Source organism: Micromonospora kangleipakensis, assembly GCF_004217615.1.
Lineage (GTDB): Bacteria > Actinomycetota > Actinomycetes > Mycobacteriales > Micromonosporaceae > Micromonospora > Micromonospora kangleipakensis.
Window position 1 is genome coordinate 105,301 of the sequence record NZ_SHLD01000001.1, and the last position, 20,724, is coordinate 126,024.

General features: G+C 71.2%; 16 protein-coding genes and 2 pseudogenes. 6 read left to right on the forward strand and 12 right to left on the reverse strand.

What is annotated here, in order from left to right:
• On the reverse strand, nt 1-1,119 hold the full coding sequence (locus EV384_RS00590) for a glycerophosphodiester phosphodiesterase (protein WP_130329083.1): 1,119 nt from the start codon (nt 1,117-1,119) through the stop codon (nt 1-3).
• 106 nt (nt 1,120-1,225) lie between these two features.
• On the opposite strand from EV384_RS00590, the gene EV384_RS00595 reads away from it, so the two are divergent.
• The gene (locus tag EV384_RS00595) at nt 1,226-2,560 is read left to right on the forward strand and encodes a TrkH family potassium uptake protein (protein ID WP_130329085.1); all 1,335 of its coding nucleotides are present in this window, start codon (nt 1,226-1,228) and stop codon (nt 2,558-2,560) included.
• Nucleotides 2,561-2,585: 25 nt separating this feature from the next.
• Nucleotides 2,586-3,218 (forward strand): potassium channel family protein, encoded by a 633-nt coding sequence (locus EV384_RS00600; RefSeq protein WP_423202939.1) that lies wholly within the window; start codon nt 2,586-2,588, stop codon nt 3,216-3,218.
• Between the two features lie 59 nt (nt 3,219-3,277).
• Here the strand turns inward: EV384_RS00600 and EV384_RS00605 are convergent, their stop codons facing one another.
• The 7 genes from EV384_RS00605 to EV384_RS00635 form a co-directional block, all read right to left on the reverse strand.
• The gene (locus EV384_RS00605; RefSeq protein ID WP_130329089.1) at nt 3,278-4,885 is read right to left on the reverse strand and encodes a serine/threonine-protein kinase; all 1,608 of its coding nucleotides are present in this window, start codon (nt 4,883-4,885) and stop codon (nt 3,278-3,280) included.
• 71 nt (nt 4,886-4,956) lie between these two features.
• Entirely contained in the window at nt 4,957-6,510 is a 1,554-nt protein-coding gene (locus tag EV384_RS00610; RefSeq protein ID WP_130329091.1) for a fused MFS/spermidine synthase, read from the reverse strand.
• Nucleotides 6,511-6,545: 35 nt separating this feature from the next.
• The gene (locus EV384_RS00615; RefSeq protein ID WP_130329093.1) at nt 6,546-7,583 is read right to left on the reverse strand and encodes a coiled-coil domain-containing protein; all 1,038 of its coding nucleotides are present in this window, start codon (nt 7,581-7,583) and stop codon (nt 6,546-6,548) included.
• Nucleotides 7,584-7,775: 192 nt separating this feature from the next.
• Nucleotides 7,776-8,585, reverse strand: a complete 810-nt coding sequence (locus EV384_RS00620; protein WP_130329095.1) for an inositol monophosphatase family protein — start codon at nt 8,583-8,585, stop codon at nt 7,776-7,778.
• Nucleotides 8,578-9,030, reverse strand: a complete 453-nt coding sequence (locus EV384_RS00625) for a response regulator (RefSeq protein ID WP_130329097.1) — start codon at nt 9,028-9,030, stop codon at nt 8,578-8,580. Before EV384_RS00625 ends, EV384_RS00620 begins: the two co-directional genes overlap by 8 nt.
• Nucleotides 9,027-10,790, reverse strand: a complete 1,764-nt coding sequence (locus EV384_RS00630) for a sensor histidine kinase (protein WP_130329099.1) — start codon at nt 10,788-10,790, stop codon at nt 9,027-9,029. The genes EV384_RS00625 and EV384_RS00630 overlap by 4 nt, the downstream gene beginning before the upstream one ends.
• Nucleotides 10,787-12,004 (reverse strand): PP2C family protein-serine/threonine phosphatase, encoded by a 1,218-nt coding sequence (locus EV384_RS00635; protein ID WP_130329101.1) that lies wholly within the window; start codon nt 12,002-12,004, stop codon nt 10,787-10,789. The genes EV384_RS00630 and EV384_RS00635 overlap by 4 nt, the downstream gene beginning before the upstream one ends.
• Nucleotides 12,005-12,322: 318 nt before the next feature.
• On the opposite strand from EV384_RS00635, the gene EV384_RS00640 reads away from it, so the two are divergent.
• From EV384_RS00640 to EV384_RS37135, 3 genes and pseudogenes are all read left to right on the forward strand, one after another.
• Nucleotides 12,323-14,758: a M28 family peptidase gene (locus EV384_RS00640; protein ID WP_242623887.1), complete on the forward strand. Its 2,436-nt coding sequence runs from the start codon at nt 12,323-12,325 to the stop codon at nt 14,756-14,758.
• A 211-nt stretch (nt 14,759-14,969) separates the two neighbouring features.
• Nucleotides 14,970-15,398, forward strand: a pseudogene (locus EV384_RS37130) (low temperature requirement protein A); the annotation flags it as partial.
• A gap of 88 nt (nt 15,399-15,486) precedes the next feature.
• On the forward strand, nt 15,487-16,110 hold the full coding sequence (locus EV384_RS37135) for a low temperature requirement protein A (RefSeq protein ID WP_423202874.1): 624 nt from the start codon (nt 15,487-15,489) through the stop codon (nt 16,108-16,110).
• Here the strand turns inward: EV384_RS37135 and EV384_RS35685 are convergent.
• The 4 genes from EV384_RS35685 to EV384_RS00660 form a co-directional block, all read right to left on the reverse strand.
• Nucleotides 16,025-17,380: a site-specific integrase gene (locus EV384_RS35685; RefSeq protein WP_242623888.1), complete on the reverse strand. Its 1,356-nt coding sequence runs from the start codon at nt 17,378-17,380 to the stop codon at nt 16,025-16,027. The two genes, EV384_RS37135 and EV384_RS35685, sit on opposite strands and share 86 nt — an antisense overlap.
• Nucleotides 17,381-17,800: 420 nt before the next feature.
• Nucleotides 17,801-18,766 carry a phosphotransferase enzyme family protein gene (locus EV384_RS00650; RefSeq protein ID WP_130329105.1) on the reverse strand — a complete coding sequence of 322 codons (966 nt, stop codon included), beginning with the start codon at nt 18,764-18,766 and terminating at the stop codon, nt 17,801-17,803.
• 357 nt (nt 18,767-19,123) lie between these two features.
• A complete protein-coding gene (locus tag EV384_RS00655) occupies nt 19,124-19,543 on the reverse strand; it encodes a hypothetical protein (protein ID WP_130329107.1) in 420 nt (139 codons plus the stop codon).
• A 275-nt stretch (nt 19,544-19,818) separates the two neighbouring features.
• Nucleotides 19,819-20,046: a hypothetical protein gene (locus EV384_RS00660; RefSeq protein ID WP_130329109.1), complete on the reverse strand. Its 228-nt coding sequence runs from the start codon at nt 20,044-20,046 to the stop codon at nt 19,819-19,821.
• Between the two features lie 248 nt (nt 20,047-20,294).
• Here EV384_RS00660 and EV384_RS00665 point away from each other — a divergent pair.
• Nucleotides 20,295-20,713: pseudogene (locus tag EV384_RS00665) on the forward strand (ASCH domain-containing protein).
• Nucleotides 20,714-20,724: the final 11 nt, after the last annotated feature.

Genomic DNA, 20,724 nt, shown 5'->3' on the forward strand with positions numbered 1-20,724 from the left:
TCAGGCGAGGCCGGCGCGGGCGGCGACGGCGGTGTCCGGCTGGTCGGCGAAGGCGCCGTCCAGGCCGAGGCCGAAGAAGAGCTCGTACTCGGCGGTGATGTCGCCGCGGGCGTTCGGGTCGGCCCCGATCCGGAAGTCCACCGGCAGGAACTGGTTCTCCGCGCGGAACGTCCAGGCGTGCACGACCAGCTTCTCCTGGTGCGCGTCCCGGATCAGCGTGGTCGGGGCGAGCAGTCGACCGGTCGCGTCCCGGGGGACGATCAGGTTCTTGTTCGCGCCGATCCCGTCGGCGTACCCGGCGATCCAGGCCAGGCCGGCCGGCTTGGCCAGGTCGGCGTAGGTGCGGACGTCACCGGCGGCGGTGAAGTCGTACGGGCGGCCGGCGGCGTCCATCAGCTGCACCAGCGGCACGTCGATCATGCCGTCGAGCTTGCGCAGGTTGGCCGTCTCGAAGGACTGGATGAAGACCGGGTCCTGCCGGTGGGTCAGCTTGTTCGCCTTCAGCACCGCGACCAGCGGCTCCTCCAGCGCCAGCCCGATCGAGGCGAAGTAGCTGGGGTGCTTGGTCTCGGGGTAGACGCCGATGGTCCGGCCCCGGGCCTTCGACTCGGCCCGGGCCAGGTCGATGACCTCCTGGAAGGTCGGCACCTGGAACTTCCCGTCGAACGCGGTGTTGGCCACCCGGACCTGCGGCAGCCGCTCCTTGGCCCGCAGCGTCTTCAGCTCGGCCAAGGTGAAGTCCTCGGTGAACCAGCCGGTCACCGCGACGCCGTCGATGGTCTTGGTGGCCTTGCGCGCGGCGAACTCGGGGTGGGCCGCCACGTCGGTCGTCCCCGAGATCTCGTTCTCGTGCCGGGCGACCAGCACGCCGTCCTTCGTCGAGACCAGGTCCGGCTCGATGAAGTCGGCGCCCATCCGGATCGCCAGCCGGTAGGACTCCAGGGTGTGCTCCGGGCGGTAGCCGCTCGCGCCCCGGTGGCCGATCACGATGGGCCGCTGGGTGGCGCGGGACCGCGCGGTGTCGGGCTCCGGATCGGCCTGGGCGGCCACGGCCGGCACCATCACGGCCGCCGCGAGCAGCGCGCCAGCCACGCCGAGGGCGGAAAGGGTACGTCGCAACGCCGTCTCCTGTCGTCGAGGGATGCGCCCAGCAGACCGGTCCCGGTTGACCAGCAGTTGGTCGGTTCCTGACCTGCCGATGAATCTCCGGACGGAAGATTGCGTGGTGCGTCGGCTGCTCCGTCACCCCGTGCGCCTGGTGCCGTTCGGGTTCCTGGCGGTGATCCTGCTCGGCACCGGCTCGCTGATGCTGCCCTGGGCCACGAGCGAGCAGCACTACACGCCGTTCGCCACGGCGCTCTTCACCTCCACCTCCGCCGTCTCGGTCACCGGATTGGCCGTCAACGACACCCCGAACTACTGGAACGGCTTCGGACTGGCGATGATCACCGTGCTCACCCAGGTCGGCGGCCTGGGCATCCTGACCGGTGCGGCGCTGGTGATCCTGGTGGTGTCCCGACAGCTCGGCCTGCGCAACCGGCTGCTGGTGCAGGCGGAGACCACCGAGTTCGGCATCGGCGACGTACGCCGGCTGCTGATGGGGATCGCGGCGACCGTGTTCGTCACCGAGGCGGTGATGACGGCGCTCATCACCGGCCGGCTCTGGCTGGTCTACGACTACCCGCCCCGGTCGGCGCTCTGGTCCGCCGCCTTCCACTCGATCCAGGCGTTCAACAACGGCGGCTTCACGCTCTACTCGGACGGGCTGGTCGCGTTCTCCCGGGACCCGTGGGTCGCGCTGCCGCTGGGCTTCGGCGCGATCATCGGCGGGCTCGGCTTCCCGGCCCTCTTCGAGGCCGTCCGCGAATGGCGGCGACCGGTCCGATGGGCGGTCGCCACCAAGCTGACCGTCTGGGGCAGCCTGACGCTGATCACGGTCGGCTTCGGCTACCTGCTGGCCGCCGAGTGGACCAACCCGGCCACCATCGGCACGTACGACGCGCCGGGGAAGGTGCTGGCCGCGTTCACCCAGATCGCGCTGAGCCGGACCGGCGGCTTCGACGTGATCAACATCGACCAGCTCACGGAGTCGAGTTACCCCCTGCTCATCATCCTGATGTTCATCGGAGGGGGCAGCGCCAGCACCGCGGGCGGCGTCAAGGTCAGCACCTTCTTCCTGCTGGCCTTCGTGATCTGGGCGGAACTGCGCGGCGAGCCGGACGTGTCGGTCGGCCGTCGTCGGGTGGCGCGCGCCAGCGAGCGGCAGGCACTCACGGTAGCCCTGCTCAGCGTCGCCCTGGTCGTGGCCGGCACGGTGCTGCTGGTCCTGATCACCGTGGGGGTGCACTACTACCAGGCGCTCTTCGAGGTGACGTCGGCCTTCAGCACCACCGGTCTGTCCGTCGGGATCGCCCCGGAGCTGTCGCAGCCGGGCCAGTACGTCCTCACCGCGCTCATGTACATCGGCCGGGTCGGCCCGCTCACCCTCGGGTCCGCGATCGCGTTGAACACCCGGCGACGCATGTACCGCTATCCGGAGGAGCAACCCATTGTCGGTTAGGAAGACGAACGAGAGCGGCGTCGTGGTGATCGGCCTGGGCCGGTTCGGCTGCCACCTGGCCGGCTCACTGACCCAGCTCGACCACGAGGTGCTCGCCATCGACCACAGTCAGGACACGGTGCAGCGCTGGTCGGAGCAGCTGGACCGGGTGGTGCAGGCGGACTCCACCGAGGAGGGCGCCCTGCGGCAGCTCGGCGTGGCGGACTTCCGCCGGGTGGTGGTCGCCATCGGCGCCTCGGTGGAGGCCAGCGTGCTCACCGTGCTGGCCCTGGCCGAGCTCGGCATCCCGCAGATCTGGGCCCGGGCCAACTCAGCGAAGCACGCCAAGATCCTGGATTCGGTGGGCGCACACAACGTGGTCTTCCCGGAGGCGGAGACCGGCGAGCGGGTGGCGCACCTGATTGTCAGCAAGATGCTCGACTTCATCGAGTTCGGCGACGACTTCGCCATCGCCAAGGTGCGCGTGCCGGAGGGGTTGGTCGGCCGGCGGCTGCGCGAGCTGCCCCCGGCGGACCGGTACGGCGTGCGGGTGGTCGGGGCCAAACTGCCCGGCGAACGCCTGCACTACGCCGAGCCGGACACGGTGCTGGAGAAGGGCAGCGTGCTCATCGTGGAGGGCAGCATCGCGCAGGTGCAGCGCTTCGCCGCGCTGTCCTGAGCGCCACCCGCACGGTCACTTCCCCTTGCCGCCGTGGCCGCCTCCCCTGCCCTCGGCCACTATCCTTTTCCCTTGCCGCCGTCCTTGCCCTTGCCGGACTTCTCGGACTTCGCCCGCCCACCCCCGCCGGAGCTGCCCGACGAGTGCGAGCCGCTCTTCGCGGTGGTCTTCGCGGGCGCCCTGGTCGTCGGCGGCGCGGTCGTCGGCGTCGACCCGGCCACCCCGGAGACCTGCACGCCGCAGGTGCTCTCGCCGACCTTGAACTGCACCGGCAGCGGATTGTTTCCGGTGTACGAGCCGCTCAGCGCGACCTTCTTCGACGCCCCCGGCGCCAGCGCGGCGTCCGCGGCGGGCGGCTCAAGCAGCACCGTCTGCCCGTGCTGCCGCACCGCCGCCTGGGCCTGGGTCACCGTCTGCCGGCCCGGGAAGGTGAAGCTCATGATCCAGTCCCGCAGCTCCCGGCCGCCGGTGTTGGTCAGGGTCAGCTCGGCGGCGAAGTCCCGGCCGGAGTCCCGGCGCAGCACGTAGTCGACCTCGCACGGGGCCGGCTCAGGCAGCCCCATCCGGGCCTCGGTGGGCTCGATCTCCCCGCTGGCCGAGGTCCGCGAGGTCATCCCCCACATGGCGGCGGTGACCGCGACCAGGCCCACCGCGGCCACCCCGGCCTCGACCCTGCGCCGGCGGGTCGCCGCCCGGCGGGTCCGGGTCCGCAAGGCCGAGAAGGGCAGCGCGTCGGTCGCCGTCGACCAGGGCAGGATCGTGGTCCCGGCGTTCTCCAGCAGCGCCGGGTCGAACTGGCCCAGCGCCGGGGAGACCGGCACGATCGCCGCGATGCCGGCGGCCTCGGCGAGCGTACGGGCGACGTCGGCGGTCGTCGGCCGGTCCGCGGGACCCTTCGCCAGGCAGCGCCGGACCAGCTCCTCGACCTCGTCGGGCAGCCCGACCACCGGCGGCATCGGGTCCGGGTCGTTGTACATGTGCGCCTGGAGCATCTGGGTGGTGGTGCTGGCCTGCCAGGGCAGCCGGCCGGTCAGCATCCGGTACAGCAGCAGGCCGACCGCGTACACGTCGGTGGCCGGGGAGACCTGGCCCTTGTCGAGCCGCTCCGGGGCGAGGTAGGCGGGGGTGCCGAGCAGGGCGCCGTCCGGGCCGTTCTCGCTCTCCCCGACCAGCGCCGAGATGCCGAAGTCGACGACCTTCACCCCGGTCGGGGTGAGCATGACGTTGCCGGGGGTGACGTCGCGGTGCACCACGCCCCGGGCGTGCGCGGTGGCCAGCGCCGAGGCGACCTCCGCGCCGATGGTCACCGCCTCGCGCCAGGGCAGCTGCCCGCCGCGGCCGAGCCGGCTGCTCAGCGGGCCACCGTCGACCAGCTCCATCACGACGTACGGCACGGTCAGCCCGACCTGCTCGGACTCGCCGTAGTCGTACACGTTGGTGATGTTGGGGTGGCAGAGCCGCGCGGCGGCCTGCGCCTCGATGCGGATCCGGTGCCGGAAGGCCTTGTCGCTGGCCAGTCGGGACGCGAGCACCTTGACCGCGACCTGGCGGCCGAGCACCTCGTCGTATCCGCGCCACACCACCGACATGCCGCCCGCACCGAGCTGCTCGATCAGCCGGTACCGCTCACCCAGTAGTTGCTCGCCGCTCCTGACCGCTCCACCCATGGTCAGTCCTGTTGCCCGGGGTGATCCCACCTACACCTGAAGAGTCGTAATCGGTCAGGAAAGTCACCCGATCAGGCGGTAGCGAGCAGTTGGTCCACCGGGGCGTAGTCGTCGGTCAGCACCAGCGCGTCCCCGACGTAGGCGGTCAGCTCGTCGTCGTGCAGCAGGCTCGCCTGCTCGGGCAGGGTGCGCAGCCCGACCTGGATCCGGGCCAGCGGCAGCGGCGCGTCCGAGCCGACGATCAGGAAGTTCGAGCCGTACCGGCCGGCGATCGCGCCGGGCGGGGCGACCAGCGCGACGTGCCGGAACTCGGCGGCCACGGTGGCCAGCTCGGCGCGGATGAACCGGTCCGGCGGGAGGTCGATGACGTTCTGCACGTAGATCCCGTCCGGCCGGAGCACCCGGCGGATCTCGGCGGCCATCTCCCGGGTCGCGAGGTGCCAGGGCACCACCAGGTGGCCGAAGGCGTCACCGACGATCAGGTCCCGGCTGTCGGTCGGTTCGGCGTCGAGCAGCACCCGGGCGTCCCCGACCGCGGCGCGCAGCTCCGGGCCGGTGCGCACACCCAGCTCGCGCCGGTCCAGCTCGACCAGGCCGCCGTCGATCTCGAACACCAGGTTGGCGGTGCCCGGCCGGGTCGCGGTCAGGTAGCGCGGCATGGTGAAGCCACCGCCGCCCAGGTGCAGGGCATCCAGCCGCTGCCCCTTGGGCGCCGCCGCGTCGGCCACCAGGCCCATCCACTGCGTGTACGCGTACTTCAGGTGCGTCGGATCGGCCAGGTCCACGTACGAGTGCTCGGCGGAGTTGAGGTAGAGCGTCCGCCCCTGCGTCCACTGTGGGTCCACCTCGACCCTCGCGCAGTGGTACGCGGTCTCCACGTCGCACGGGTTCGGGGCGACCGTGGCGAGACCGGCGCCGGCCAGGCCGAGTACCGCCAGGGCGGCCTTCGCCCGGGCCGGACCGGGCAGCCCGGTCCCCGCCCGCCGCCGCAGGTACACCCCGAGCGCCAGCCCGGTGGCCCCGAGCAGCGCCGCCAGCCCCAGCACGATCACCGTGCTGGGCAGCGCGGCCACCAGCACGAAGCCGGTGACCATGGTGGCCGTGATCCCGCCCAGCGTGCCGATGCCGGAGAGCCGCCCGACCACCTGCCCGGTGCGGCGCAGGTCGGCGAGCTGGAGCTTGACCACCAGCGGGGTCACCCCGGCGAGCAGCGCCGCCGGCACCAGCACCGCCAGCGCGGTGAGCAGCAGCACGGCGCTCGCCGCGCCGCCGCGCAGGGCCTCACCGGCGTACCGGACGACGGGGAGGGTGACCGCGGTGGCGATGCCGGCCAGCACCAGGGCCGGGGCCAGCAGGGTACGCGGGTCCCGCCGATCGGCCAGGAACCCGCCCATCCACGCCCCGTACGCGATCGCGGCCAGCGCCATGCCGATCACCGAGCTGGTCACCTGGAGGGTGACCCCGACGTACGGGCCGACCAGGCGGAGCGAGACGGTCTCCAGGACCAGCACGGCCCCGCTGGAGAGGAACACCAGGAAGGCGGCGAGCCCGTTCGGCAGGGCCCGGGGCGGCGTCGGCGCGGTCGGCGCGGAGTCCACCACGACGTCGGACGATGAGCTGCTCACCGTCGCGATGCTACGCAGCCTCCCCGGCGACCGGGTCAGTACATCGAAAGATGAACATGGTTTGTGTGGTCGGCGGCGGGACTGCCGCCGCCGCTGTACGACCGCCAGCCGGTGTTCGGCATCCAGATCTGCCGGTACCAGATCACGTACATCACGCCGAGCCGGCTCGCGTTGTTCTTGAAGTAGTTGGCCAGGCTGTCCCCGTACGCCTTGTCCCCACCCGTCGCCGAGACGTCCTCGAAGCCGCCGCTGGCGGCGGAGAAGTCACAGGCCCGGCCCTTCGGGTGCTCGCCGTCGCCGCCGCTGCGGAAGCAGGAGACGTACCGCTTGTAGCCGGCCGCCTGGGCCTGCTGGAGCGCGTGCAGGGTGCGCGGGGTGATGCAACCTGAGGTGGTCGGGTCGTTGACGGAGCAGGACTCCGACGGCCAGGAGCCGTCCGGGTTACGCGGGGCCGGCTTGGCGGAGGTCGAGCCGCCGCTGAACCCGGAGCTGCTGCCCGAGCTCACCCTGGCCAGCGCGATCTCGGCGTCCCGCTTCTTCTTCGCCAGCACCGCGAGCTGCTTCTGCTGCTCGCGCACCTCGATGTCGATCGCCGCCTTGGCCTTGGCGGCCTCGGCCCTGGCCTCGGTGAACGCGTGCAGCCGCTTGCTGTCCCGCTGGGCCATCACGTCCAGCTCGGCGGCCCGCTTGAGGAACGCGTTCGGGTCGGAGCTGGCGAGCAGCATCGACACCGGGGTCAGCCGGCCCAGCCGGTACGACTGCGCGGCCACCTCGCCGACCTGCGAGTTGAGCTCGACCAGGCGCAGCTCGACCTGCTTGAGCTGCCCGGTCAGCGCCACCTGTCGGCGCTTCGAGTTGTCGAGGCGGGCCTTCGCCTCGATGTGACCCCGCGCGGCCGCGTCGAGCGCCGCGCGGAGCTGCTTGCTGCCGCCCTCGTTCGGGGCGCTCGGGGTCGGTGCGGCCGCGGCGACCCCGGCCGGGGCGAGGCCGGCGCCGAGCAGCAGCGCCGTCGCGGCGAGCAGGGCGAGCAACGGCCGGCGGACGCGCCGCCGGATGAGCCTGGTCCTGGGCACGAAAGCGTCCTTCCATCGACCGCCGGCCCCCGGTTGACCCACTGCGCGGCGGCGGCTCCACCGGCGCCGGACGGCGGCCTGCTGGCGGAGACCGCCGGTCACGATACCGGACCGGGGCGGGCGCGCCAGGCCCCCGACCTCGGACGACACCGATCATCGACGGAGCGTGCCGGAAGCGTCGCGGAGCGCCGCTCAGCCGTCGAGCAGCGCGGCCCGGACCTCGGTCCACACCTCTTCGCTCACCGCCACCAGCAGCCCCCGGTCGTCGTCGGCCGGGTGGTACTCCGCGCCGTCGAAGCGGCGGGCCACCCCGCCGGCCTCCCGGACCAGCAGGGTGCCCGGCGCGTGGTCCCAGGGCAGGGTCCGCCAGAAGAGCACGAACTGCTGCTCGCCGGTGAGCATGTCGAGGTACTCCCGGCCGGCGCAGTGCTGGCCGGGGAGCAGCTCGCCGATCCGCCGGCCACCCGTCTCGGCGGTCCGCCGGGCGTCGGGCGGCAGGAACCGGGTCATCGCGGTGCCGCGCAGCGCGCCGACCGCCGGCACCGCGCCGGTCGTCCGCACCGGCAGCCCGTCCAGGTACGCGCCCTCCCCCGCCCGGGCGGTGGCGAGGTTGCCGGCCAGCGGGTCGTACACCCAGGAGGCGACCTGCTCGCCGTCGGTCAGCAGCGCCACCATCAGCGCGAACGGCCGCCGGCCGGCGGCGAAGTTGGAGGTGCCGTCGACCGGATCGACCAGCCAGACGTCACCGGCGCCGCGCAGGTGCCGCAGCAGCCGCGGGTCGTCGGCGACGGCCTCCTCGCCGACCACCACCGAGCCGGGGCGCAGCCGCCGCAACTCGGCGGCGATCAGCTCCTCGGCCCGCCGGTCGGCGACGGTGACCACCTCGCCGGGGGCCTTCTCGGCGATGTCGGCGTCGTCGAGCCGGCGGAACAGCGGCACCACGACCTTCGCCGCGGCCTCCCGCAGCAGCTCGCCGACGTCGTCGAGCAGCGGGTCAGCCACGCGGCGGCAGCTTGACCACGCTGACGAAGAACTCGTCGATCTGGCGGACCACCGAGATGAAGCGCTCGAAGTCCACCGGCTTGGTCACGTAGGCGTTGGCGTGCAGCTGGTAGCTGCGCAGGATGTCCTCGTCGGCCTGCGAGGTGGTGAGCACCACGACCGGGATCCGGCAGAGCTGCTCGTCCTTCTTGATCTCCGCGAGCACCTCCCGGCCGTCCCGGCGGGGCAGGTTGAGGTCGAGCAGGATCAGGTCGGGGGTCACCGCGTCCGCGTACTGGCCCTCGCGCCGCAGGTAGGCCAGGGCCTCGGCGCCGTCGGAGACGACGGTCAGCCGGTTGCGGAGCTTGTGCTCCTCGAACGCCTCCTGGGTCATCAGCACGTCGCCCGGGTCGTCCTCGACCAGCAGGACCTCGATCGGGCTCTTGCCGTCTGCCGGCACGGTCATCCCACCGTCTCCCTCATGCCACCCGTTGTACCGTGTCCGGCCGTCCCGTCGGGCGCGTCTTCGCGCTCCGACCCGCCCGGCTGCCGACCGACCGGCGCGTCCCCGGCGGCGTCGGCGCCGTCACCGGTCACCGTCCCGTCCCCGGTCGACTCCGGGCCGACCGCCGTCCCGTCGGTCGCGTCCGCCGCGGTCACCGCCTTCGCCGCCTCGACGTCCTCGGGAAGGGCGGGGAGGGTGAAGCGGATCGCGGTGCCCTCCTCGGTGCCGGTGTCCACCCAGACCCGGCCGCCGTGGTATTCCGCGATCTTCTTGACGATGGCCAGGCCGATGCCGGTGCCCGGGTACGCGTCCTTGGCGTGCAGCCGCTGGAAGATCATGAAGATCTTGTCGGCGAACTCCGGCTCGATCCCGATGCCGTTGTCCTGGCAGGTGATCTCCCACTCGTCGTCGACCAGCCGGGCCGAGACGTGCACCTTCGGCGGCACGTCCGGGCGGCGGAACTTGATCGAGTTGCTGACGAGGTTGGCCAGCAGGTTGGTCAGCAGCGGTTCCTCGCCGCGGATCACCGGCAACTCGCCCCAGGTCAGCTCGGCGCCGGCGTACTGCCGGGCGGCCTCGGTCTGGCCGGCCACGTCGCCCATCACCTTGTTCAGGTCGACCTCGGTGAAACCGGTGGTGAGGCGGCCGATCCGGGAGAACGCGAGCAGGTCGTTGATGAGGCGCTGCATCCGCTGGGCGCCGTCGACCGCGAAGGCGATGTACTGGTCGGCCCGCTCGTCGAGCTGGCCGGCGTAGCGGCGCTGGAGGAGCTGACAGAAGCTCGCCACCTTGCGCAGCGGCTCCTGGAGGTCGTGCGAGGCGACGTACGCGAACTGCTCCAGGTCACGGTTGGACCGGGTGAGCTCCTCGGCCTGCTTCTGCAGCTGGCTGTTGACCCACTCGATGCGCTCCCGGGCCTCGCGCACCTCGGCCAGCTCGCGGGCGATCTTCTGCCGCATCCCGTCGATGTCGTCGGCGAGCCGGCGGAACTCCGGCGGCCCGGCACCGGTGATGTGGTGCTCGTAGTCGCCCGCGGCGACCTCCCGCACCTGGCCCACCAGCCCGGCCAGCGGCCGGATCAGGATCCGGTCCAGGGAGAGCACCATGACCACGCCCGCCACCGCCACCACCAGGGCCGCGATGATCAGCAGGACGACCAGCACGTTGCCGGTCCGGGTGACCTTGTCGGCGGTCTGCTGCCGGACGATCAGGATCTCGTCCTGGAGCTGGCCCACCGCGGCGCGGATCCCGTCGAACTGCTGCCGGGTCTGGTCGGTGATCAGCGCCTGCCCGGCGGCCGGGCCGCTGCGCTCGGTCGTGGTGATCACCGGCTCGGCCACGCCCGACCGCCACCGCGCCGCCTGCTCCTCGACGACCCGCAGCTCGCGCAGCACCCCCGGATAGTCGGCGGCCAGCTGCTCCATCGCGGTGACGGTGGCCCGCTCCCGCTGCAGACCCGCCTCGTACGGGGCCAGGTCCTTGCGGTCGCCGTTCACCGCGAAGCCGCGGACGCCGGTCTCCTGGTCGAGCAGCGCGCTCAACAGCTCCTGGCCCTGCACCCGGAGGGGACCGGTCTTGACCAGGACGGCGTCGATGTTCTGCCGGTTCTTCGCGGCGACCACCGCCTCGGCGGCGGCCAGCCCGAGCAGCAGCACCAGGACCACCGTGAGCAGCGCGACCACCCGGCGGCGCAGCGTCCAGCCCTGCTGGTACGAGTTCACCGGCCACCGCCCCGGGCGACCAGCAGCATGGCCACGTCGTCGGCGAGCGGGCCGCCGTTGAGCTGCTCGGCGCGGCCGACCAGCCAGGCCGGCAGCTCGGCCAGGGGCACCGCCCGGTTGGCCGGATCGGCGAGCAGCTCGGTCAGCCCCGGCACGTCCAGCCGGTCGTCACCGCTGCCCACCCGACCCTCGATCAGGCCGTCGGTGTACATCAGCAGGGACCAGTCATCGGTGTCGAACTCCAGATCGAACGCGACGGGCCGGCGTGGTCGTACGCCGAGCAGCAGACCATTCTTGGCCGGCACCGGCGCGACCTTACCCCCGCTGAGCAGCAGCGGCGGCGGATGACCGGCGAGTCGTACGGTGGCCCGGTTGGCGGCCAGGTCGAGCCGGACGGTCGCCACCGTGGCGAAGATCTCCTGGAGCCGGCGCTCGCTCATCAGCACCTGCTCCAGGGCGGGCAGCACCTCGTCGTCCGGCACCCCGGCCAGGACCAGGGCCCGCCAGGCCACCCGCAGCTCGACGCCGAGGGCCGCCTCGTCCACGCCGTGCCCGCAGACGTCACCGACGATCAGGTCGATCCGGTCCGGCCGGGTCTGCACCACGTCGTAGAAGTCGCCGCCGATCAGGGCGGCGTGCCGGCCGGGGCGGTAGAACGTGTGCACCGACACCTGGTCGGTGGTCATCAGCGGCTGGGGCAGCAGGCCCCGCTCCAGGCGGGCGGACTCGGCCTGGCGCAGCTCCACCTCGCGGAGCCGGCGGGCATTCTCGTCGGCCCGCTTGCGTTCCACGGCGTAGCGCAGCGCCCGGGTCAGCAGGACCCCGTCGACCTGCCCCTTGACCAGGTAGTCCTGGGCGCCCTCGGCCACCGCGACGATGCCCAGGTGCTCGTCGGAGCGGCCGGTCAGCACGCAGACCGCGGCGCCGCTGGACATCTCCAGCACCTGGCGCAGCCCGTCCAGCCCCTGCGCGTCGGGCAGGCCGAGGTCGAGCAGGACGCAGTCGACGCCCATCACCCGCTGCCGGGCCTCGCTCAGGCTGGTGGCGACCAGCAGGTCGATCATCGAGTTGGTCTCGGCGAGCAGCTCGCTGACCAGGAAGGCGTCGCCCTCGTCGTCTTCGACCAGCAGAACGCGCAGCCGCTCACCGGGCGGCAGGTTGGCGTGCCGCGCCAGGCCGCCGTGCGGGTACGGCACGACGGAGGAGCCGGCCATGCCGACTCCCCGATGCGGCCGGGTCACCGCCGCGAGGCGCGGGAGTTCGCTGGTGATGTCGGGCTCCTTCCGAGTGCCCTGCTGATCCTGTATTAGACAACGGTCGCACACAACACGGCGGCGTCGGCACGGGCGCACGGGCGGCCCGGGCCGGCTCACCACCCCCATAGCGACAAAGCGGACGGCAGACGTTACGCCCGGGGTCGCGGCCTCCCCCCACGCGCCGCTCGTCCACCGGTCCCCGGTGGGCGGGAGCCCCGATCGGGGCCGGTGGGTGCAGGATGATCCCACCCCTGGCCCCACCCCCGAGGAGTTCCCGTGGGCGCACCCCTCACCCGTCCCGCCGACCGGACGCTGGCCCGGCCCCGCCCCGCAGACCGGGCGCTGGCCCGGCCCCGCCGCCGGCCGCTCGCCGCCGTCGCCGCGCTCGCCGCGCTGCTCGCCGTCGGCGCCGGCGTCCTGGTCGACCTGCGTACCCCGACGCCCCGCCCGGCGGACGCGCCGGCGTCGGACTTCAGCGCCGAGCGGGCGTACCGGAACGTGCGGGTCGTCGCGGCCCGGCCGCACGTCGCCGGCAGCCCGGCCAACGACCAGGTCCGCGAGCACCTCGTGGGGGTGCTGCGCGGCCTCGGCCTGGAAACCGAGGTGCAGGACACGGTCGCCCCGGAGGCCGGCCAGCTCCAGCGGGGCAACGGCAACTACTCGATGGGCCGGGTCCGCAACGTGGTCGCCCGACTTCCCGGCACGGACCCGACCGGCAGGATATTCCTGGTCGCGCACTACGACTCGGTGCAGTCCGGGCCGGGCGGCAACGACGACGCCGCCGGCACCTCCACCATCCTGGAGGTGGCCCGCGCGCTGACCACCGGCCCCCGCCCCCGTAACGACATCGTCTTCGTGCTCACCGACGCCGAGGAGGCGTGCCTGTGCGGCGCGTCGGCCTTCGTCTCCAGCCATCCGCTGGCAAAGGACGGCGGGGTGGTGCTCAACCTCGAGGCGCGCGGCTCGACCGGGCCGGTGATCATGTTCGAGACGTCGCGGAACAACGCGAACCTGGTGGAGCTGTTCGGCCAGGCGGCGCCACATCCGGTGGGCACCTCGTTCGCGGTGGAGATCTACCGGCTGCTGCCGAACGACACCGACTTCACCCCGTTCCGCGACCAGTACGACCTCGACGACCGTCCGCGCTTCATCGGGTTGAACTCGGCCTACATCGACGGTGGCGCGATCTACCACACGCCCCTGGACACCCCCGAGTTGATGGACCAGGCCAGCCTCCAGCAGCACGGCGACAACGCGCTCGGCCTGGCCCGGGCGCTCGGCCGGTCCGACCTGCCGACGCTCTGGTCCGGGGACGACGCCACCTACTTCCCGGTGCCGGGCGGGCTGGTCCGCTATCCGGGCTGGCTGACCTGGCCGCTGGCGCTGGCCGGGGTGATCGGCGTGCTCGCGCTGGGTCTGTTCGCCCGGTCGCGGGGCCGGACCACCGGGGGCCGCCTGTTCGCCGGCTTGGGCCTGGCGCTGGTCCCGATCGTCCTCGCCCCGCTGACCGCCCAGCTGTTCTGGGCGGCGGTCACGGCGATCCGCCCCGGCCACGCCGAGCTGCTCGACCCGTACCGGCCGACCTGGTACCGGCTCGCCGTGGTGGCGCTCGCCGCGACGGTGCTCCTCGGCTGGTACTCGCTGGTCCGGCGCTGGGCCGGGCCCATCGCGCTGGCGATCGGCGGGCTGGCCTGGCTGGCACTGCTCGGGGTGCCCCTCTCCCTGTTCGCACCGGGCGGGTCGTACCTGGCCGTCGTGCCCGCCCTGGCCGGCGTCGTCGCTGGCCTCGTCGCGCTGAACACCCGGATCGACGGGCCGTGGCCGGTGGTCGCGGTGACCGCGGCCGGAGCGGTGGGCGTGGTCATCCTGCTGCCCACCGTGGTGCTGCTCTTCCCCGCGCTGGGCATGGCGATGGGCGGGGTCGCGGCCCTCTTCGCGGTGCTGCTCGGCTTGGCCGCGCTCCCGGTGGTCGACCTGCTGCACCCGCAGGCCGGCGGGCAGCGCGGGATGCTCGCGCTCCGCGCCCGGCGGCTGGGCGCGTTGCCGGTCGGCGCCGCCGCGCTCGCGGCGACGGTGTTCGCCGGGGTGGGGCTGGCCGTCGACCGCTTCGACGCGGCGCACCCCGCGCCGACCCACCTGATGTACGCAATGGACGCCGACACCCGGCAGGCGCGCTGGCTCAGTCACGAGGAGGACCCGCAGCCGTGGACCGCACAGTACGTCGCCGGGGTGGAACGGGTCGGTGACGAGTTCCCCGGCCTGGACGACGCGGAACTGCGCTCGGGGCCCGCGCAGCCGGCCAACCTGCCCGCTCCGAAGCTGGAGGTGTTGAGCGACACCGGCGACGGCGACGAGCGCATCCTGCGGCTGCGGGTGACCCCCCAGCGGCAGGTCCGCCTGCTCACGGTGCACGTGGACGGAGATACCGCGGACGTGCTGGACGCCGAGGCGGAAGGTCGGATGAACTCTCTCTCCGGGCCACCGCCCAACCCACCGTGGACCGCGGGGTTGACCTTCCACGCGCCCCCGCCGCAGGGGATCGAGGTCACCCTGAAGCTGCTGCGCAAGGACGAGCGGGTCCGGATCCGGGTCATGGACGTCAGCGACGGGCTGGACGGCCTGCCCGGCTTCCGCCCCCGGCCCGCCGATGTCGGCGTGGCCGGCTCGCACAGTTCCGAGATGCTGGCGGTGGCCCGGACCTATTCGGTGTGACCCGCGCCCGTCACGCGAGAGGCGGTCGACCTACGGGCGGCCGCCTCTCGCCACCGGGAAGCCGGACGAGGAAGGGGGTCACTTCCAGCGGTACTGATCTCCTGGTTGCCTCGTCGGCGCCCCTGAGAACTCCTCGAGGAGCTCGCAGTGGTGCGACGCGTGGTACGACTGATGGCACAGATATCGCAAAGGCGACAGAACGGGCGCGCCGATGACCGCCGGCAACACGAGCGACCTGCTGCGTGATCAGGCCGAACCGCAGCGCGCGACATACGTCGAGCTCTTCTTCGACGTCATCTTCGTCTTCGCGCTGACCCGGCTGTCGCACACCCTGTTCGACAACCTCACCTGGTCGGGCGCACTGCACACCGTGATCCTGTTGTCCGCGTTCTGGTGGGTCTGGGTCATGACCGCCTGGACCACGAACCGCCTAGACCCCGCCCAACCGGCGATCCAACTCGTGATCATCCCGATCATGCTCGGCACCCTGATCATGGCGGGCGCGATACCCGAGGCGTTCGGCGAGGACGGCATGATCTTCGCCGCCGCCTACGTCATCATCCAGGTCGGTCGGGCCTTCGTCGTCACGGTCGCGATGCGCGGCCGGGAGGTAGCGATCGGCTCGCTGCAGCAACTCATCTGGTCCGCCTTCTCGGGAGCGCTGTGGATCGCGGGCGCACTCACCGAGGGCAGCATCCGCGATCCTCGCGGCGGGCCTCGGCTACACGATGACCCGGCTGGAGTTCCGGCTGCCCAAACTTGGACCGGCCCGGATCACCCTGCAGGAGGTCTCCGCAGCGCATCTCGCCGAGCGGTACCAGCAAATCATGATCATTGCATTCGGCGAGACGATCCTGGCAGCAGGCGGAGAGTTCGCCGCGCTCGGTTTCGAGCGGGACCGAGTGATCGCGTTCGTGCTGGCGTTCGCGATTACCACGCTGCTGTGGCGGATCTACTTCTACCGGGCGGGGCTGCTACTCCCGACCGTGATCGCAACGAGCACCACGCCAGCGGTGTTCATCCAGTCCGCCTCGTACGCCCACCTGCTGATGGCCGGCGGCATCGTACTCAGCGCGGTCGGCGACGCGATCATCATCAACCACCCGTTCGCCGAGCCCAACCTGGTTTGGTCCGCCGTCATCCTCTGCGGGCCGGCGATCTACCTGGCCGGCCGGGCCCGGCTCGACTACCTGTCATTCAGCCGGGTCGCCCTGTCACGACTGATCGGGCTGCCCCTGCTGGTCGTGCTGGCGCCCGTGGTCGCGTTCATGCCACCTGGCCCATCTCCACGGTCCGCCGACTGGTCGCTGTCTTCGTTGGCGCGAGCCGTGGCGTCTTACGCGGCGGGGTGACAAGCTGCTGGACGATGCGGATCTCCCGGCGCAGGAAGTCGACGTGCTCCAGCTCCAGGCCCCAAGCTTCGCCCTGACGGAGGCCGGCGCCGGCAGCCAGGTACACCAGCGCCCGGTACCGCTCCCGGCTCGGCTTGCCCGGTTCCGGCTTGACGCTGAACGTATCGGCGAGAGCATGCACCTGGTCCGGCGTGGGAATGAACCGCTCTACGCGCTCGATCTCCGGTAGCCGAATGCCGACGCACGGGCTACGGCCGATCATCCGGTCACGTGTCGCCGCGTCGAACATGCCGACCAGCACGTGGTACACGACTCGCAGCGAGGACGGCGCGAGCACCTTCGCCCGGTCCTTCACCCAGGCCTGAATGTGCGACGGGCGGACCTGCGCGAGCTGCATCCGACCAAGGATCGGCTCGACGTGCACGCGCAGGGTCATCTCGATGCGCGCCACAGTCGCATCACGGTGCAACTGGTGCTCGCGCCACTGCTCGCCGTAGGCCGTCACGGAAGCCTTGCCGGCGACCGGGTCGACGTACTGGCCCCGGGAGACATCGGCCCGCGTGTTCACGTCGAACTGGTCCGCGTCGGCCCTGCGCTCGAACAGCTTTTGCTTGGGCTGGCCGGTGTCGTCGACATACCGGACCCGCCAGCGCTTTCCCCGGCCGTGCCCTTCCAGATCGAAGTCGTAGAGCGTTGCTTGGGTAAGGTCCAACTCGACCGGCTCCCACCGCTCAGCGACGTCGCTACCTGTCAGATGTGTCTTCAATATCCGCTGCGCGGTGTAACGCACTTCCAACTCGTCTCGAAACGACCATGGACTTGCGTCAGCCGGATCGATGGGGGGCGCAAGGCGGAGATAGCCGCAAATTAGGTTAATTACGGTGTCTCTGTGGGCCGGGTTGGTTTCCCCCAAGCGGGAGAGAGCGTACAGGGCGGCGATGCGGGCAGAGGGACGCTCATGCCCTAGGAGCTCAGCCGCTTTTGCGTAGAGGTCGGTTACTCGGCGTTCCTCGGCGTCACGCTCACCGACTTGGGACACCCGAATCTGCAACAAGTGCTCGCGCTCGCTTAGCCACTGCTTGCGCGCGGCCAAGAGGAGTGCCAATGCTCCGCCGGTCCCAGCACCTACGGTGAGGCCGGTCTTGATTGCTTCAATCTGTAGCCGAACCTCCTCCGCCTGGTTGCCGACACCTTGAACCAGCGACAACAGGAGAAAAACGGAGGCGGTAGCCGCTATTGCGACCAACGTGGCAAGCGCCGCGATTGTCACACCCCGTATGGGGCGAAACCGGCCAGGATCTGTCATGGTCCATCCCGGGGTTGTTGTAAGCGTGGACTCGCTCATTTTGGCCTGTGGGCGCCAAACTCGGTGCAGCTGCGGAAACGACGGAGGGGGCTGGTGGCGGCCAGCCAAGTCCGGGCGGACAGTCGTCGGAGTTCGTGGACGCGGTTGGACCCTGCCGGACCATGCGCCCAGAACGTACAAGCGAGGGGGTAACAGCGTGCAACCCTTGCGCGTCGGGTGGGTGGACGAGGACCAGGCCGTGACCAGGCCGTCGGAGGACGACTGTGAGCGACCAACGGCCACTACTGGCGACGACGTATGGCCAGGTAACGAGGCGTAGCCGGCCCTTTCACCAGGCCAGCCCAGAACCCCTTACCTGTAGTTGGTGAACTGGTGGCAGGCAGATCAGGGCGCGTAGCTGGGGTCGGCGATGGTCTCGGCGATGCGGGTGAGCCAGTACAGGTCGTTGGCTCGAGATTCTGGACTGGCCTCGGGGTTGAGGATGCTACGGAGAAATGCGGCGACGTCGTCGAGGTGCCGCTCGCTGCGGTAGTAGCTCAGCATGGTCTGGTCTGGTTCTAGCGGCCCATAGCCTCGGCGGAAGAGGTCGGCGCGGTGCGCGTTGATCGGGTGGTCGCCGAAGTCTTGGCTGTAGATGAACATCAGGTCCCGCTCGCGCGGCGCGAGGATCGGCGCATCCCAGTCCACGACGTGCAGTGGACCGTCGCCGTCAGCGATCAGGTTGCCGGGGTGGATGTCGGCGTGGCAGATGACGTGTTGAGCTTGCGCCACGCGTGAGGTCAAGTCGTCGACCGTCTCCGACAACCGATGCAGCGCGGCGCCGTACCGGTCCCAGAGAGCGCCGAGGGTTTCGCTCGCCGCAGCCTGCCCGCCGAGGGTTTGCAGCCGCTCGCCGGCGCTTGATCGGTAGGTCTCGACCGGCAGGACGGCGGCGATGTCGGCGCTCGGCGTGACCGCATGCAGGTGACCCAGGAACTCGCCGTACTCGATCCACTGGCGGTCGGTGAGGCCGCGGCCCCACAGGCTGCCGCCGTCGTGGAATGGGTAGAGCAGCAGCTGGTAGTCCCCGAACCTGTGATTGGCTCCGCCGTCTGGAAGGTCGATCGGCGCTACCACCTGCCTGACGCCTTGCGCTCGGAGAAAGCCGGGCAGCAGGACGGCCGCCTGGGTGAACTCGCCGCGGCGCATCTTCAGGAAATAGCGCTCGCCGTCGGGCGTGTCTACCCGGTACGCCCATGCATGCCCGTCGAGCCCGACCGGCATGAACACGAGGTCGGCGAGGTCCACGGCCCAGGCGTCGGCCACCTCAGCCGCAAGCAACCGCTCGTCAACGCCAGGCTTGTCGATCACCGACGGAGCGTTGCAGTTCGCAGTCCGGCCGGCAAGGGATTTGCCACCTGTAGGCGGAGTCAGCAGCGGACCCGGACCAGGCTCCCCAGCTGGGGTTGGCCTGGCTCGCCGGCGGACGGCTGTCGACAGCAACGCTGACAGCAACGCCACCGGACGGCGGCACCCTGACGAGTGCTGGCACGAACGATGCTCCGAGCGTGTACCCCTTGCCGGACGCGTGCGGACGAGGCGCACAGAGCTTGTAAGCGAGACGTCGCGGCTCGATCTTGGCTGGCTCAACGTGGCGGCCAGTGGCGCGAGCAGCGGGCGACGCGGCCAGCCAGGCGCGAGATGAGGCCGGCCAGCTGCCAACGTGTCTTAGTCGAGGAGCCAGCTGAACAGGGCCTTGACCGGTGGAGTCAACGAGGAGGCGGCAACGAGGGTCGCGAGAACCGTGCTAACGATCAGGCTTCGCCGGTGCACGGAGGTCCGCATCCCGGCCGTCAGGAGCCGGGTGACGGCGACGAGCGCTGCCACTGCAGCGACGTACGGCGCTACGCCGATCACGACGATCATCGCCAGCGCCGCCGGCGCCCAGAGGCCCGGCCAGAGATTAGCGCTGCCGGTGTACTCGTCGCCCTGATGAGGCAGGTAGAGGTACCCGGAGAAAGACGCGGCCCGGCCGAGGGCGACACCGATGGCGCCGACGTAGACAGCGGCCAGGGCGAATTGCGCACGCGTCAAGGTCCGGCCGGAAGAACCCGGTGCAGGGGTTGGATCGACATCGGCGGTCGTCATGGAGCGCATGCTAGACCCGGTCAGCCGGGCCGGTGTGCCCGACGACCTCTGCCAGTGCCGAGCAGCCAAACGAGCAGCCAAACCGGCGAGCGACAGCGGACGAGCGCGGACGCGGACACCACGTCGAACAGGACGACCAAACGGCTGACCAGCGCCCCGGGACTGACTCGTAATGCGCGGATCGCAGGTGCGCCAAATGGGGGCCGCAGCCAGCCCGAGTTGCCGTCGAAGCGACGGGCCTTCGGGCGCAGTCCTCGTGCTGTTGTTGCGTCGGTTCAAAGGCCTATGCGGCCCCACCTCTTGCGGTACACGCCGGTCCTGCGATGCGCACGCAGCTGCAGCACGCGCATGACGATGATCCCGACACCGACCGCGACCCAGAGCGCCATGAACCAGTGGAACTCCCCAGACCGTACGAACTGCACGATGCCGATGGTCAGCAAAACGATGCCGAACAGGACAGCGGCCCGTGTGGCCAGTCGATGCTCTTGGTATATCTCCATGTCGATGCGATACCCGAGGCTGTGGCGACTCACACGCCACCGCCGTCCAACTTGGGCCGGCGCCGACATCAGCGGCGACCTGACATCAGTCGTTGACATCAACGGTGGCGGCCGAGGCCGGACGAGTGCGGACGGGTGTTGCCTCGGAGCCGGATCCCGTGGGCGTCAGCGGACGCTGCGACCTTTGCCGGAAGCGCCTTGTAAGCGAGACGTCAGTCGCGGCTAACCGCCCGCGTACCCTTCCTGGCATGGGCCTCGATGATCTTCCGCGGGCGGAGTTCGCGTTTCCCGGGCCGCTACGGGACAAACTGGTGACCGCGATCCTGTCCGGCGCGAAGACCTCGACTTCCGCCCTGGTGCTCGGATATGAGCGCGCGAAGGAGCCGCTGCCGGAGGTCGGCCAACGATCGGCGGTGGTGGACTCGGAGGACCGGCCGGTTGCGGTGATCGAGCTGACCGAGGTGCGCGTGGTCCGGCTGGCCGATGTTGACCTGCAACACGCCCTCGACGAGGGCGAGGGTGATGAGTCGGTGGCACAGTGGCGGGCGGGGCACGAGACGTTCTGGCACAGCGCGGAAGTGCGCGCAGAGCTCGGCGACCCGGCTTCACCGTCGATGACGACACGCTCGTGCTGGCCCAGCGCTTCCGGCTGGTGCATGGCGTCTAAGCTGCCCGCCG

What these genes read in the sequence shown, in the direction of transcription:
- EV384_RS00605 (WP_130329089.1), bottom strand. Translation starts at nt 4,885, where the DNA reads ATGGGTGGAGCGGTCAGGAGCGGCGAGCAACTACTGGGTGAGCGGTAC.
- EV384_RS00625 (WP_130329097.1), bottom strand. Translation starts at nt 9,030, where the DNA reads ATGACCGTGCCGGCAGACGGCAAGAGCCCGATCGAGGTCCTGCTGGTC.
- EV384_RS00635 (WP_130329101.1), bottom strand. Translation starts at nt 12,004, where the DNA reads ATGGCCGGCTCCTCCGTCGTGCCGTACCCGCACGGCGGCCTGGCGCGG.
- EV384_RS37135 (WP_423202874.1), top strand. Translation starts at nt 15,487, where the DNA reads ATGACCCGGCTGGAGTTCCGGCTGCCCAAACTTGGACCGGCCCGGATC.
- EV384_RS00655 (WP_130329107.1), bottom strand. Translation starts at nt 19,543, where the DNA reads ATGACGACCGCCGATGTCGATCCAACCCCTGCACCGGGTTCTTCCGGC.
- EV384_RS00660 (WP_130329109.1), bottom strand. Translation starts at nt 20,046, where the DNA reads ATGGAGATATACCAAGAGCATCGACTGGCCACACGGGCCGCTGTCCTG.